This is a genomic window from Algoriphagus aquimarinus (genome assembly GCF_007997215.1).
Classification (GTDB): domain Bacteria; phylum Bacteroidota; class Bacteroidia; order Cytophagales; family Cyclobacteriaceae; genus Algoriphagus; species Algoriphagus aquimarinus_A.
In genome coordinates, this window is sequence record NZ_VORW01000001.1 from 912,500 (window position 1) to 927,023 (window position 14,524).

Genomic DNA, 14,524 nt, shown 5'->3' on the forward strand with positions numbered 1-14,524 from the left:
TTGTTAATGATGACTTGTAGATTGAGTCTCTAATAGGTTTTTGGAACTATATTTGGTAGAATTAAGAAATTCATGGATTTTTAATCTCCATATTTGTTCTTGATTCACCCGGGACTACCTTTTCTCTATGATTTCAATAAAACGATTCTCTTATTTTTTTGTAATTCTAGCCTTCTTTGGATTGGCTATTCCTCAGACTTTCGCACAGGAAACCACCGACTTGACTCAAATCAATGTGGACGAAATGAGTGACAGCCAAGTCCAGGAATTGCTAAAAAGGGCCTCTGATGCCGGGCTTTCTTCGGAAGAATTCCTGCAGATGGCTCAACTACGTGGCATGCCATCCTCAGAGGTGGTCAAGCTAAAAAATCGAATTCAGGATTTAGACACGACGAGTTCTAGTCGCAAGACGAATGCATCAAAACGCGACCCGCGCCAACAAGTAGATTTTGACCAAATTACCCAAGGAATTTATCAGCCTCAAGAAGATTTGGGGACGACTTCATCTGGGAATAACATTTTCGGTCAGTCTCTTTTCTATCAGCAAAGCAGAAAACTCAGCTTCGAACCTAGCCTCAATCAGGCTACTCCGAAGACTTATATTTTAGGCCCAGGAGATGTAGTCTATGTAGATATTTATGGTCAGTCAGAGCAGTATTATGAAGCGACTGTCAACCCGGATGGTTTTGTTATTTTAGACAATATTGGGCCTGTTTCAGTTTCGGGCAAATCTATAGAAGAAGCTACCGGTATTATCAAAAATCGGGTTTCTCGATACTATCCAGGGCTTACAGGAAGTAATCCCAACACTTTTCTACAGGTTACTTTGGGGAATGTGAGAACGATAAAAGTGAATATTTTGGGTGAGGTTCGATTGCCGGGAACATTTACCTTGAGTGCTTTTTCCACTGTTTTCAACGCGCTATATGCTGCGGGTGGACCGAGTGAAAATGGCTCCATGAGAAAGATAAAATTGATCAGGAACAATAAGCTAATCGCTGAAATAGATGTGTATGATTTGCTGATCAAAGGAACAGCCGATCTAGATCGGCAGCTTCAGGATCAGGACGTGATTTTGGTGCCTCCCTTCCTTTCTCATGTAAAAGTAAAAGGAGAAGTGAAGCGCCCTATGACCTTTGAAGTGGGCGATGATGATAATTTTTCTGACCTTTTGCAATATGCTGGAGGCTTTACAGATGAAGCATTCAAGGACCGTGTGGCTATCTCCAGAATCACTGGAAATCAGCGATCGGTGTCTGATGTGTACCAAAATCAATTCGACATGTTCATCCTGAAAGGTGGGGATGAGATTACTGTTCAGAGGATTTTAGATCGTTATTCCAATCGCGTGCAAATCAAAGGAGCTGTGTACCGTGAAGGGACATTTGCTTTGACCGAAGGTCTCACGCTATCCCAATTGGTGAAAAATGCGGAGGGCTTGCGCGGTGACGCATACACAGCGCAAGCGAGTGTGTTGAGAACGAAGGCAGATCTGAGTACAGAGATGATTCAGGTGAACCTCAAAGGGATCTTAGATGGGACAGTTACTGATGTTCCACTTCAGCGAGAAGATGTAGTGAGAATCGCCAGTATTTATGACATTCGAAACGAGCAATATGTGCAGGTTCTCGGGGAAGTGAAGAGACCGGGAGTTTATCCTTATTCGGAATCTATGAAGGTGGAAGAACTCATCGTCATGGCTGGAGGTTTTCAGGAATCTGCCAATTCACAAGACATAGAAATTGCCCGAAGACTGGAAGATTCTGATTTGGGTACCTTATCCGACATCATTCCGGCTCATGTCAATCCAGATTTAGGTTTTAATCCGAATTCTACTTCTCTGATGCCTTTTGATCAGGTCATCGTGAGGAAGCGGGCCAATTTTACCATGCAGAAATTAAGCGCGGTGGAGGGTCAGGTGAATTCACCAGGCATTTTTGCTATTCAAAGCAGTGGAGAGCGAATCTCCGATTTGGTAAGACGTGCCGGAGGTTTGAATCAATTTGCATACGCTAAAGGCGCTACTTTAATCCGTCGAACAGAGTTTTTCAATACAGAATCCGAACAGATCCGTCGTCAGAGAAACCTGGAAGGTCTCAGAATGAGATTGGCTGAAGATCCAAGTAACTCAGAGGCACAAGAAGAATTGATGCAGCGATTATTCAAAGATCTTCCAACAAGTGAATCTCCTGCAGATAATCAACTAGCTATAACCAAAAGAGAATCTTTAGACCAGATAGCCGCAGAAACCCCAGGATTTGCAGTGAAACTGAAGGAAACTGAAGCAGTAGCAATAGATCTGGAAAAAATCATCCAAAATCCTGGATCAGAGAATGACTTGCTTTTGGAGGAAGGTGATATTCTTTCTGTACCGAAATTGCTTCAGACAGTCAGAATGCGTGGTGATGTAGTCTATCCTACCACCTTGAGACACGAGTCTAATAGAAGCTTGAAACACTACATCAATGGAGCTGGAGGTTTTGAGCGCCGTGCGAACCGCAAGCAAACCTATGTGGTCTATGCAAATGGTGCCGTAAAGAGAACAAAGGGATTTTTTGGAATCCGGAATTATCCACCAGTAGAGCCAGGAGCGGAAGTAATAGTGCCTACCAAAGGGCCTAGAGTACCATTGAGATTGGGTGAAGTAGTGGGCATAACTACTGGTCTGGCCACTCTTGGATTAGTCATTTCACAAATCAACTGGTAATGGCGGGATCACAACACTTTTCTGATAATCAGTTTACGCTCAAGGAAGTCTTCCAAAACATCAGTGAATGGATTGCTTTTTTTCTTTCTAAATGGAAAACCCTGGTTCTTTCAGGGATAATAGGAATTGCATTAGGCGCGTTAGTTTCCATATTCAAAAAACCTGTTTTTCATGCTGAGACTTCTTTTGTCCTAGAAGAAGGTGATGCAGGTGGCATGGGCCAGATGTCAGGCCTTGCATCGCTTGTGGGAGTGAATTTAGGTTCACTTGGGAGTACGAGTGGTTTATTTCAAGGAGATAATATCATGGAGCTGTATCGCTCTGACAGGATGCTTGACGAGACTTTGCTGAGTAAGTTTGATGACAATGAATTGCTGATTGATCGCTTTGTTACTTTTGAGGAGTTGGATAAAAAGTGGGCTTCCAGAGTGGATATCCCTTCCATGGATTTCTCTGTTCCTAGGGTGCAATTCACAGTTTCTCAGGATTCTGTTGTGAAAGAAGTAGCAAAATTAATCCGGGAAAATCAGCTCAGCGTAGCTAAGCCAGATCGAAAGCTTAGTATTATTCAGGTTTCTATTTCTTCCAAAGACGAGGGGTACGCGAAAGTATTCAACGAGCGTTTGGTACAAAATGTAAACACGTTTTACCTAGAAACTAAAACCAAGAAAAGCGGTGAAAATCTAGGTATACTGCAATCTCAGGCAGACTCAGTGAGAAAAATCCTGGATGAAAGTATTGGTGCCTATGCGATGGCGACAGATCGGGTTCCAAATGCTAACCCGCTGCTTTCTACAGCCACCATAGAGACCAAAAAACGACAGATCGATGTGCAGGCGACGGGTGCTGTGTATGAGGAAATCGTAAAGAACCTCGAAATAGCCAAAGTCAATCATCGCAATAATTCACCTCTGATTCAGATTATAGATTCACCTAGATTTCCTTTGGAGCGATCTGAGGTTCGCTTGGTCAAGGGAATGGTGTTGGGCTGTATCATCGTCGGTTTATTGACACTTTTTGTATTCTACTTCCGCCGATTGTACCAGAAACACGTGCAGGAAAGCTAACTCATAAGCTGCCATGCTAGAAAAACTCGGTCTTCTTCCCTTCGGAACTTTCATAAGGAATAAATCTATCCAGAATTTCCTCTTTCTGGCGATCATTCAGTCTTCCAATGTGCTGATTACAATCATATCCATGCCGCTGTTGATTCAGGGGATAGGAGTGGATCAGTTCGGTTTGGTAAATCTCTCCCTTTCGGTAATCGTCCTGCTAAATATCCTGGTGGGATTTGGATACAATCTCAGTGCGCCAAGGGAGGTAGCTATCAACCAACAAAATAAGCTGGCACTATCACACATAGTGTCTAATATATTTTCGGCTAAGATCCTATTGGCAGCAATTGCCAGCCTTGTTATAATCATTGGAGTTTTCGGATTTAATCTCTTTCAGGAATATCAGATCATCTTGGTGTTTTCACTGATGCTCTTGTTTTCGGAAGCCACACTCCCTCTTTGGTTTTTCCAGGGTATGGAGAAAATGAAGCTGGTGAGCATCGCTAACATCTTTTCCAAACTGCTCTTTTTGATGGGAATTGTACTGTTTATCCACAATCCTGAACAAAGTAAGTGGGTCAATTTCCTCATGGGATTCTTTGGGATGGGGGTCAACCTTTTCCTTCTGGTATATATTCGAACCTTTTTGGGAATCAAGTTTTATCGACCTGAGTTTTTGGCGATTTGGAAAAGCTTGAAAGAAAACGGTTTGTTTTTCTTTAGTAATCTTGCCAGCCATATATCTATTAATGGTGGATTAATTATTCTAAGTTTCTTCTCCAATGCTGAGATATTGGGGATGTATAGTCTAGCAGAGCGTGTAATGATGGTTTTGAGGATATTTCCTCCCATGGTGGTACAGGCTATTTATCCCAATTGCTCAAAGTTGTTTAAAAAGGATAGAATACTTTTTTTTAAATTTTTACGGAGAGTGTATGTGTATATGCTAATTATGGGCTTTTTCTTAACACTCACTACCTACTTTTTAGCACCATGGATAATAAGTATTTTATCTAAAAGGGATTTGCAAGAATCAGTTCTTTTTTTGCGGGTATTATCATTTGTGCCGTTTTTGGCTTGCTTGAACGCGGCAAATGTGACACTTATGCTTGTCGCAGATTTAAAAGATCTCTTGTTCAAAGCTTCATGGATGATGTCGGCTTATATGATAGCTATAGGGACATTATTGACTTTTCTCTTGGGTCCAGTCGGGATTTCAATTTCCGTTTTAACAACTGAAGTTGCTGTTTTTTGCATTTGTTTAGTTTTGTTATACAGAAACAACCGTGAGCTATTCTATGAGTTTTATTCCTGATATTTCTGTTGCTATTATATTGATCAATTGGAACGGATATTCTTTTTCAGCTGCTTGTTTGGATTCTTTGAGAAAAGTTGATTATCCTCATTTTCGGATAATTCTTGTAGATAATGCATCTGAAAACAAAGAAGGAGAAAGGTTAAAGGAGAATTTTCCTGAGATTGATTTGATTGAAAACTTGGATAATCTTGGCTTTGCGGCCGGTAATAATGTAGGCATTCAAAAGGCTCTGGAGGAAAACTTTTCCCACATTATGCTTCTAAATAACGATACGGAAGTGGAGTCGGATTTTCTGGGAAAAATGCTTGAAGGCTTTTCAAATATTTCAGGCCTTGGGGTTGTCCAGCCACTAATTTGCTTTTTGCATGCTAAAGACCAAGTCTGGAGTGCTGGTGGAAAATGGAATTCAATACTAGGTAGAGCAATCACTTTAGGAGATCGTAGAAATAGGTTAGAATACAATGCCCAAAGTCAAGCGCTCGATTGGGCTACTGGTTGCTGTATGCTGATATCCAGAGAAGCATTGCTTGAAGCAGGTATGCTGAACGAGCAGTACTTTGCGTATTTCGAAGATGTAGAATGGTCACTGAGATTTCGGGAAAAAGGCTATGCTATTAGATTGGCTGCTGATGCAGTAATCTATCATGAAGCAGGAGCATCTTCCAAGAAGAAACATGCAGAAGGAACCTTAAGCCCGCGAGTTTTTTATTACCATGTACGTAATCAGTTTTACATACTTCGTTCGCAAGTGACTGGGATTTTAGCTCCCTTTGCCTATGGATATCATATTATCCGATTTACAGGTTGGATAGTGTATTTTTGCCTAAGAGGAAGATTCCAAAAGCTTAGATCTGTTTCCAAAGGCATTAGAGAAGGTCTTTTTGATCCATTACAAAAAGCTCCGATATGGCCTTAGTCATTTTCATATTTCTAGCATTAGCAATAGCTGCGGGTTTCCTCTGGACAGTACAAGTGATGGTTTTCAAAGGTAAATGGAGCTATTTCATTTATTTCTTAGCGTTATTTTTGCCCTTTTACATCACTACACTTAGCATTGTCTATTTAGCCACTGGCTCAACTGCGCTGCTTAGTGTTTTTCAGGTGTTAAAAGAACTGACCGTTCTTATTGCAGTAGCAGTTTTCATAATTTATCAGCGTAGGATATTCGATTATCCCCTTCGCTTACAATCCACGGATTGGTTGATGATGGGCTTCTTAGGATTGGCGGCTTTGTATCTTTTTTTGCCGCTGGGACAATCTTCCTTCTTGAACAAGGCCCTGTATTTCAAAAGCATGTTGATACCTGGCTTGGTGTATTTTCTGGGGAGAAATACCACATTCGATGCTACCGAAATCAAGCGGATCTTTCAGATTATTTTCGCGATAGCAATTGCCGCCTTCTTAGTGAATGTGTTAGAAAGCTTTGTTTTGGGGGCTCATTTGCAACAGTTCACAGGATATGCTTTATACAATCAGGTGATCAACGACATAGATAGAACTGGTAATTTTGGGCTGACATGGACATTCGAAACGCCTGCTGTGACGAAACGCCTAGCTAGTTTTTTCTCCGATCCTTTAGAGATGGCTAGTTCGGTTTTGATGGGTTTTTCAGCTGGGTTAATCTGGTTTCTCACTAGCAAAAAAGAAGCTAATTGGCTGTATTTGATAGTCATGGTCTGCTCGTTAGGGAGCTTAATCTTTTCAGCCTCTAGAGCTGCATTCGTTGCATTTTTCGTAATGATATTCTTTTTAGCACTTGTATTCGGCTTGTACAAATTGATCGCAGCAGGCTTTTTAAGTTTATTGGCTTTTGTGGTGTTTGTGCTATTCTTTGCAAGTGATGATTTTTATTTCTTTGTGCTGGACACCCTTACTTTTGAAAGTACGTCTAGTGTCGGCCATGTGGTAGAATGGGTGTTAGCTCTAGATTCTATGGTTGGAAATCCTTTTGGAATCGGCTTGGCTATGAGTGGGAATTCCGGAAGCGTATCTGAAGAACTTCGGGTAGGTGGTGAAAATCAGTTTCTTATTTATGGAGTACAACTCGGCTGGCTTGGCATGATTTTGTATATTCTAACACTGGCTTCTGGTGTGATTTTAAGTTTGAGAGTATTTTATCGCACCAAAAATCTGATGGCAGCTCGAATAGCTTTTGTAGCTGCTGCCGTGAAAGTCGGGTTACTACTGCCACTTTTCACTGCCAATGCTGAAATGTACACCTATGTTGCCTGGCTTACCTGGTGGATGGTGGGCTATTCTGTAAATGAGTATAGTAGAATTTACCGATTACAAAGTGGCAATTTAGTATCTGATAATTTTTAAGTTATACTTTTGTATTCCCTAAAAAACCCTGTTTTAAAAAAACTGATGAGAGAATGCGAAGTTTGTGGAGCTACCGATTATTCCGTCATAATGGCCAAGGAGCGGATGTTTGGACTGGGCGGCAGCTTTGAGTATAAAGAATGTAATTCATGCAAGGGCTTGTTTTTGCTTGATATTCCAATGGATCTTGGGAGCTATTACCCCCCTAATTACTATTCATTTAAAGAATACTTGGCGAGTAATCCACTTTCTAAGATTTTAAAAAAACTTCGGTATAAGGCATTTAAATCGAGGGTTTCTCTTCGGCCTCCTAGTTACTTTGATTGGTTAGATCATTTGAATGTAAATGAGAAAAGTAGAATTGCAGATATTGGTTGTGGTAATGGTCAGCTTTTAGCAGAATTGTCTTATTGTGGATTCAAGTCATTGGAGGGGTACGATCCTTTTTTACATGAATCCCAAGAATTTGATGGTTTTTCACTTAAGAAGATAGATTTTTTTGACATTGAGGATAAGTATGATCTAGTGATGTTTCATCATTCATTTGAGCACATACCCGATCCGGTTCGATGCTTTGAGAAGCTGGTAGAAATATTAAATCCTAGGGGTGAGGCGCTGATTAGGGTCCCTGTTACGGATGGAAAAGTCTGGAAAGAAGAGAGAGAATATTGGTTTCAGCTTGATGCACCTAGACATCTATTTATACCTAATACCAAATCAATGAAAGTTTTGGCTGATAGGTTTGACCTAGAGCTTTTTAATATTTCGTTTGATAGTTTAGATAGCCAGTTTTGGGGTACGGAGCTTTATAAGAGAGAGAAATCCTATATGGGAACTGATATCAGAAAAGAGTTTAGTAAAAATGAGTTATTAAAATTTAAAGAAAAGGCTGATCAGTACAATGAATTGAACTGTGGCGATCAAGCTTGTTTTTATTTAAGAAAGAAGTAAAATGGAATATTTCAGAGCGCTTGAAAACGATATTTACCAGAATTCAAAGGAAGGTTCAAATGACCGTGAGTATTTCGAGTTTCACAAAAACAGATTCAAAAGATTTGATCAGTTTTTAGATACATTAGATCACAGGATTTCATATAGTTCAGAGAAAATCAAAGTCCTTGAGATAGGGAGCCATTACCTGCATACTTCGATTCTTCTCGCAAATAGGTCCTTTGAGGTGGACGCTATGGATGTGGAGGAATTTTGGAAACTAGAGTTTGTAAAAGAAAGAGCGGAAAAATATGCCTTAAACTCAATTGTTGAAAATGATATTTCCAGACTTACATCTTTCAAAAACATTCACGATAAATATGATCTGATCGTCTTCACAGAGATTTTGGAACATATTACGTTTAATCCTATCCAATTTTGGAAGCTTATTTATCAGGTTTTGAAACCTGGAGGTCTAATCTATATTTCCACGCCAAATGCTTTTGCTCTTCCCAGCTATGTAAGAGCTATTAAGAATGCTTTTGGTTTAAAATCAATAGGGATAACAGTGGATGATATTTTCTCCAAAGTAACTTATGGACATCACTGGAAGGAATATTCTGCCAAAGAAATTATAAAGTATTTTGAAGTCTTATCGCCTGACTTCGAAGTAGAGGTAAATCCGTATAATTACAAATCGTACGATTTAAAACCTCCTTACCTGATGTTTAAGCTACTTTCGAAACTAGGAAATATGACCAATATTTTTGCAGATGATTTGGAAGTGATAATCCATTTAAAACAGAAAAATAAGTGGGGAATGGAAGAGCCTAAGTATTAGGTTAGGAAAAAGTAAGCATGCTTTTCGCTCAGGATTGCAATATGTGTATTACTGAGATAGGTTTAACTTTGAAAAAAAGCATTGGCTTAATTGTAGGAGGAATGATCAAGACTGTGAAAATCAATAACGAGTGCGCATGAATTCTAAATTGAAAGTTCTCCTCGATCTACAGTACCTCAATGTTGCCACCACCGGGATCAAGACGTATATGATGGAACTGGCGCAAGCTGCGGTAACTTATCCACATCCTGATATAGAGTGGGTTTTTTCGCATGATCTTGAAGAGCAAAGCGCAGATCAGACTTTTAAAGGAATTCAGTCTAAAATTCAGCGTCTCAATTATCACTTGGATTATTTCCGATGGAAGGAGTTTCAGCTTCCTGATTTGGTTAAGAAACATCAAGCCGATGTGTTGATTTGTCCTGACTTCGTTTCTCCCGTAGCTTCTTTATCCTGTCGTAGATTGACGGTGATTCATGATGCATTCTTCTGGCAAATGCCGCAGAATTATCCGGCCTGGTGGAGAACCTATTTTCTGAGTTTGATCAGAAAGGGGTTGAAACAAAACACGGAGATCATCACTACCACCAATTATTCACGTGATGCTATTCTTACCCATTTGGGTGATAAGTCTCCCATCTCTGTGATTTATCAAGTTCCTAAAAGCATGTCTGCTGAAGTTGATTCTTCTTTCATAGAGAAAATGGGAGCGGATAAACACCGATATTTTGTTCACATTGGCACTTTTGACAGACGTAAAAACTTGCCTTTGTTGGTTCGTGCCTTTGCTGCCTTTTTAGAAAAGACCAACTCTGATTTTAAAATGGTACTAGCAGGTGGAGCTGGACAAAGTGCTCAGATGAATGACTTGCCTATTGTGGAAAAACTTATAACTGAGCTTAAATTAGAAGGTAAAGTACTGTTGCCAGGATATGTTAGTGATGCACAGGTTAGAGCCTTGTATGAAGGTGCTTTTGGGTATGTTTTTCCATCCGAAAATGAGGGTTTTGGAATTCCAATCGTAGAGGCTATGAGTTTTGGAGTTCCTGTGATTCATTCTGATCAGCCTGCGTTGGTGGAAGTTTCGGCTGGAGCTGGACTTGTTTCGAAAACTGGCGATACGCATGATTTGGCAGAAAAAATGATACTTTTGACTTCTGAAAATGGCTTGAGAATGTCACTTATTGAAAGTGGCTTAGCACGAGCTCAGGACTTCTCCGCTAAGAAATTCATAGCTGATTTTCAAAAATTAATCCTTTCAAAATAATCACCCAGAATTACATTGAACGTACTCTTTCTCAATAGTTCGTCAGACTTATATGGCTCATCCAGGATTCTGATTGAAGTGGTGAGAGTATACCAAAACGAAGGCATTACTCCAGTGGTAGTATTATCTGGCCCGGGACCTTTGCATGATTATTTTCTGGAGGAAGGCATAGAAGTGAGAATTCAGAATTTGGGGATTCTGAGACGAAAGTATGTCTCTCCATTGGGATTGGTTAATAGGTTGAGCAAAAGCCGCAAAGCCTATCGGTTTCTGGATAAACTACATGCTGAGTATAATTTTGATTTGATTTATTCGAATACGCTGGCCGTAATTATCGGGGCATATTGGGCTAAGAATAATCAGGTTCCCCATATTTGGCATATCCATGAGATCTTACTAGGCCCAGCTCCACTTATCAAATTACTTGGCAAGTTGCTTGATGGGTCAACAGCATCTCCTATAATGGTGTCCAACGCTGTCAAGAATCACTGGAGTCACCGATTGAAGATAGCCATACCTGAAGTTATCCACAATGGGATTCCATATGGAGAATTCCTTCAGGAGTACCCTAATGCTAAGTCAGAGCTTAATTTGCCTGCAGATAAGCTTATTATTACCATGATTGGTCGTATCAATCCGGGTAAAGGGCAGCTGTTTTTTCTGGAGATTGCTAAGGAAATTTTGAAATCTTATCCACAATGCCACTTTGTGCTAGTTGGAGATCCATATCCTGGATATGAAGAAATTCTGGAGGAGATAGAGTCAGAGATTAGTGTTGATAAACTGAAGTGTAACGTTACTAATCTTGGATTACGAGCGGATATACCTACTATTTTATCAGCCACAGACATTTTTGTTTTGCCGTCTATTTTACCTGATTCATTCCCAACAGTTGTATTGGAAGCAATGGCAGCTGGAAAGCCTATTTTGGCCACAAAATCTGGAGGAACTGAGGAGATGGTGATTGAAGGTGAGACGGGCTATCTAATTCCTATAGCTGATGTGGACAGAGGAGTTGAGGCCATAGAGAAACTTATTCTTAATGCGCAGTTGCGTCTGAAAATGGGCGAGGCTGGACGTGTGAGAGTACTGGAATCATACAGTTTGGAAGCTTTCAAAAGTAAACTCAAAAACCATCTATGGAGCCAACTGAAAAGAAAATGAAAGTTGCCATCATGGGTGCCAAGGGGTATCCATATGTCTACGGTGGCTATGATACGATGATTAAGGAACTCGGTGAGCGACTGGTGAAGAGAGGTGTTCAGGTTAGAGTTTATAATCACCGGGCGCTATTTGCTGAGCGTCCGAGGTTTGTCAATGGAATAGAATGCATCTATATGCCGGCGATTGAGTCTAAGAGCTTCACGCAGCTTTCACATACTTTTTTCTCCATGGTCCACGCATGTTTCTCAGATGTGGATGTGATCTTGGTAGTGAATAGTGGGAATGGCCCATTTGGACTGATATCAAGCCTTTTCCGAAAGCCTACAGCGATCAATGTGGATGGTTTGGAGTGGCTTCGTCCAAAATGGAAGGGTCTAGGAGGAAAGTATTTTTTCTGGGCGTCTAAGTTGGCGACAAAATTCTATGATCAACTGATCAATGATTCGGACGAAATGCGGAGGGTTTACTTAGAGTTGTTTAATGCAGACTCTAAAGTCATTGCCTATGGAGCAAACCCTCGTGAGTCAGTGGAGGAAGAACCTATCGCCAAGTGGAATTTGAATTCAAAGGGATATTTCCTGATTGTTGGTCGTTTGATTCCCGACAACAACGCAGACTTGATAGTCGAAGGTTTTTTGAAATCAAATTCTAAAAGAACCTTGGTCATCGTCGGTGATGTGCCTTATCAGGATGAATGGGCAAATCGCTTGAAGAACATATCCGATGAGCGTTTATTTTTCACGGGTTATGTAAGAGATCCTAATGAGTTGGCTGCACTATATTCTCATTGCTATGCATATTTTCACGGACATGAGTTTGGAGGTACTAATCCTGCCATGTTGAAAGCCTTGGGATATGGTTGTGCGATTTTAGCTTTGGACACACCGTTTAATCAGGAAATGCTTCAAAATGGAAAGCATGGATGGTATTTCAAGAAAGATCCAGATTCAGTAAAGTGTATAGTAGAGAATTGTGAAGCTGATGAGAATGCTATGCTAGCGCTTAGAGATTCTGCCAGATCAGGTCTAACCCAAAAGTATAACTGGGATCATGTGACGGATCAGTATTTAGAGGTCTTTAAGAGATTAGCTAAAAGGAGCTAGGTTTTGCTTTCTACTTAGGATTGTCTGTGCACTAACTCGAGCCTTTTGAAGGAATAGCTAGTAGAGAATGTGATCTAAAGGAGAACTTTTTTAGTATTTATCACCTTACTTTACATATAACTTTTAATCCTAAAATCTTTTAAATATGATCAGAAAAGCAACCGCCGTATGGCAAGGAACAGGTAAAGATGGCAAAGGACATTTGACCACGCCAAACAAAGTATTAGATAAGACTCAATACTCATTCAGTTCTCGTTTTGAAAGCGGTGTAGGTACTAATCCCGAGGAATTAGTCGCTGCTGCTCACGCGGGTTGTTTCGCGATGAAGTTGAGTTTCAACTTACAGGAAGCTGAATATACTGCCACTGAACTTGATGTGACTGCGAATATCACCTTTGAAGAAGGAACACTAAAGAAATCTCACTTAGTTTTGAAAGCAAAAGTTGACGGTATTTCACAAGAAAAATTCGACGAATTAGTGAAAGATGCGGAGAAAAATTGTCCTATCTCAAGAGCCTTGAATATGGAAATAAGCGTAGAGAGTACATTGAACGCTTGATTATAAGAGTCAAAAATTGAGAGTCTAGATTCAATACCAAGAGTTTAGATTAGAACCTAAGATCAAGAGTAAAATAAGGCAGTTTGAAATCATTCAAATTGCCTTATTTATTTTCTGACATTCGGAGATTTCAAATTTCAAATGCAATAATTTCAAATTTATTTCCATCTCATTTTCTTCCAGTTTTCCTGCTGCTCGGGATTCAGGAAAGTCCAAGCAACAAATCTACTTTTCTTGTTGCCATGGGTCATTTGTATGATTTGGCGATCCGCTACCCTTACTTTTTTCAAGGCTAAAATAATTTCCTTTAAATGCTCTTCCTTAGATACAATTGTGGAAAACCAAAAACAATTGAATTTGAAGGTGACGCTTTCCCGAATCATTTTCTGGATAAATGCGAGCTCTCCACCTTCGCACCAGAGCTCATTGCTCTGTCCACCAAAGTTCAAGGTGACCTTCTTACCTACTTTGCCTTTGAGGTTTTTCACCTTTCTGGTGCTGGCAGCTTCTGCGGCAGCTTGGGATTCGTGAAATGGAGGGTTGCAAATCACCAGATCAAATACATCGCTTGATTTGATGATTCCAGGTAGTATTTCTTTCGGATTTTCCTGAAGTCTCAGGGTTATTTTGCCACGAAATTTAGGGTTCTCATAGAGGTTTTTCTGAGCAGCATCCAGGGCTTTTTCATCGATCTCGGATCCAACAAACTCCCAGTCATAAATAGAATTACCCAAAAGCGGATAAATACAATTGGCTCCCGTGCCTATATCTAAAACCTTGATTTTATTTCCCTGTGGAAGCTTACCTGCATTGCTTTGCGCAAGTAAATCAGCCAAGTGATGAAGCAAATCAGCTCTTCCCGGGATCGGCGGGCAAAGATATCCTTTAGGAATATCCCATTCGGCTACCTGATAAAAATGCTTGAGCAAAGCTCTGTTGAGTTCCTTGACGGCTTTTGGATCTGCGAAATCGATGCTGAGATCACCGTACTTATTTTCCGAAACAAACTTTCCTAACTCAGGCTGAGTGCTGATCAGACTTGGGAAATCATAGCGCTCACGATGAGCATTACGCGGATGGAGTTCACTTTTTATGGCCTTGTTGCTCATCGTACAAACTTAATGAAATCAAAACGTAAATAGGTGGGCAGGTTTGGAGGATCTAAAAGTACACTCAAAATTTTCAATGGGGAGTTAGCTAACCAAGCACATTTAAATAAAACAATTTGCCCAATAATATATGGTTTGGATGTCAGGAT

12 protein-coding genes are annotated in these 14,524 nt (G+C 40.3%); 11 read left to right on the forward strand and 1 reads right to left on the reverse strand.

The features are described 5' to 3' along the window. Positions 1 to 127 precede the first annotated feature (127 nt). From ESV85_RS04120 to ESV85_RS04170, 11 genes are all read left to right on the forward strand, one after another. Positions 128 to 2,707, forward strand: coding sequence for an SLBB domain-containing protein (locus ESV85_RS04120; protein WP_146914969.1), 2,580 nt, complete (start codon positions 128 to 130; stop codon positions 2,705 to 2,707). After that, positions 2,707 to 3,774 carry an exopolysaccharide biosynthesis protein gene (locus ESV85_RS04125; protein ID WP_146914971.1) on the forward strand — a complete coding sequence of 356 codons (1,068 nt, stop codon included), beginning with the start codon at positions 2,707 to 2,709 and terminating at the stop codon, positions 3,772 to 3,774. Before ESV85_RS04120 ends, ESV85_RS04125 begins: the two co-directional genes overlap by 1 nt. Before the next feature lie 13 nt (positions 3,775 to 3,787). Further along, on the forward strand, positions 3,788 to 5,077 hold the full coding sequence (locus ESV85_RS04130; protein WP_146914973.1) for an oligosaccharide flippase family protein: 1,290 nt from the start codon (positions 3,788 to 3,790) through the stop codon (positions 5,075 to 5,077). Then, positions 5,061 to 5,996, forward strand: a complete 936-nt coding sequence (locus ESV85_RS04135; RefSeq protein WP_146914975.1) for a glycosyltransferase family 2 protein — start codon at positions 5,061 to 5,063, stop codon at positions 5,994 to 5,996. The genes ESV85_RS04130 and ESV85_RS04135 overlap by 17 nt, the downstream gene beginning before the upstream one ends. Beyond that, positions 5,987 to 7,402 carry an O-antigen ligase family protein gene (locus ESV85_RS04140; protein ID WP_146914977.1) on the forward strand — a complete coding sequence of 472 codons (1,416 nt, stop codon included), beginning with the start codon at positions 5,987 to 5,989 and terminating at the stop codon, positions 7,400 to 7,402. The genes ESV85_RS04135 and ESV85_RS04140 overlap by 10 nt, the downstream gene beginning before the upstream one ends. 45 nt (positions 7,403 to 7,447) lie before the next feature. Next, positions 7,448 to 8,353, forward strand: a complete 906-nt coding sequence (locus tag ESV85_RS04145) for a class I SAM-dependent methyltransferase (protein ID WP_146914979.1) — start codon at positions 7,448 to 7,450, stop codon at positions 8,351 to 8,353. Position 8,354: 1 nt separating this feature from the next. Then, positions 8,355 to 9,173: a class I SAM-dependent methyltransferase gene (locus ESV85_RS04150; protein ID WP_146914980.1), complete on the forward strand. Its 819-nt coding sequence runs from the start codon at positions 8,355 to 8,357 to the stop codon at positions 9,171 to 9,173. Between the two features lie 136 nt (positions 9,174 to 9,309). Next, positions 9,310 to 10,440, forward strand: coding sequence for a glycosyltransferase family 4 protein (locus ESV85_RS04155; RefSeq protein WP_146914982.1), 1,131 nt, complete (start codon positions 9,310 to 9,312; stop codon positions 10,438 to 10,440). Positions 10,441 to 10,455: 15 nt separating this feature from the next. Then, positions 10,456 to 11,604, forward strand: a complete 1,149-nt coding sequence (locus ESV85_RS04160) for a glycosyltransferase family 4 protein (RefSeq protein WP_223275898.1) — start codon at positions 10,456 to 10,458, stop codon at positions 11,602 to 11,604. Beyond that, a complete protein-coding gene (locus ESV85_RS04165; RefSeq protein WP_223275899.1) occupies positions 11,580 to 12,707 on the forward strand; it encodes a glycosyltransferase in 1,128 nt (375 codons plus the stop codon). The genes ESV85_RS04160 and ESV85_RS04165 overlap by 25 nt, the downstream gene beginning before the upstream one ends. Positions 12,708 to 12,852: 145 nt before the next feature. Continuing rightward, positions 12,853 to 13,266, forward strand: a complete 414-nt coding sequence (locus ESV85_RS04170; protein WP_146914986.1) for an OsmC family protein — start codon at positions 12,853 to 12,855, stop codon at positions 13,264 to 13,266. A 158-nt stretch (positions 13,267 to 13,424) separates the two neighbouring features. On the opposite strand, the gene rlmF is transcribed toward ESV85_RS04170, so the two are convergent. Beyond that, a complete protein-coding gene (gene rlmF / locus ESV85_RS04175) occupies positions 13,425 to 14,375 on the reverse strand; it encodes a 23S rRNA (adenine(1618)-N(6))-methyltransferase RlmF (RefSeq protein WP_146914988.1) in 951 nt (316 codons plus the stop codon). Positions 14,376 to 14,524 lie beyond the last annotated feature (149 nt).

Coding starts and splice junctions, on each gene's coding strand:
- ESV85_RS04120 (WP_146914969.1), top strand. CDS start 128: ATGATTTCAATAAAACGATTCTCTTATTTTTTTGTAATTCTAGCCTTC.
- ESV85_RS04170 (WP_146914986.1), top strand. CDS start 12,853: ATGATCAGAAAAGCAACCGCCGTATGGCAAGGAACAGGTAAAGATGGC.
- ESV85_RS04125 (WP_146914971.1), top strand. CDS start 2,707: ATGGCGGGATCACAACACTTTTCTGATAATCAGTTTACGCTCAAGGAA.
- ESV85_RS04145 (WP_146914979.1), top strand. CDS start 7,448: ATGAGAGAATGCGAAGTTTGTGGAGCTACCGATTATTCCGTCATAATG.
- ESV85_RS04140 (WP_146914977.1), top strand. CDS start 5,987: ATGGCCTTAGTCATTTTCATATTTCTAGCATTAGCAATAGCTGCGGGT.
- ESV85_RS04155 (WP_146914982.1), top strand. CDS start 9,310: ATGAATTCTAAATTGAAAGTTCTCCTCGATCTACAGTACCTCAATGTT.
- ESV85_RS04135 (WP_146914975.1), top strand. CDS start 5,061: ATGAGTTTTATTCCTGATATTTCTGTTGCTATTATATTGATCAATTGG.
- ESV85_RS04130 (WP_146914973.1), top strand. CDS start 3,788: ATGCTAGAAAAACTCGGTCTTCTTCCCTTCGGAACTTTCATAAGGAAT.
- ESV85_RS04165 (WP_223275899.1), top strand. CDS start 11,580: ATGGAGCCAACTGAAAAGAAAATGAAAGTTGCCATCATGGGTGCCAAG.
- rlmF (WP_146914988.1), bottom strand. CDS start 14,375: ATGAGCAACAAGGCCATAAAAAGTGAACTCCATCCGCGTAATGCTCAT.
- ESV85_RS04150 (WP_146914980.1), top strand. CDS start 8,355: ATGGAATATTTCAGAGCGCTTGAAAACGATATTTACCAGAATTCAAAG.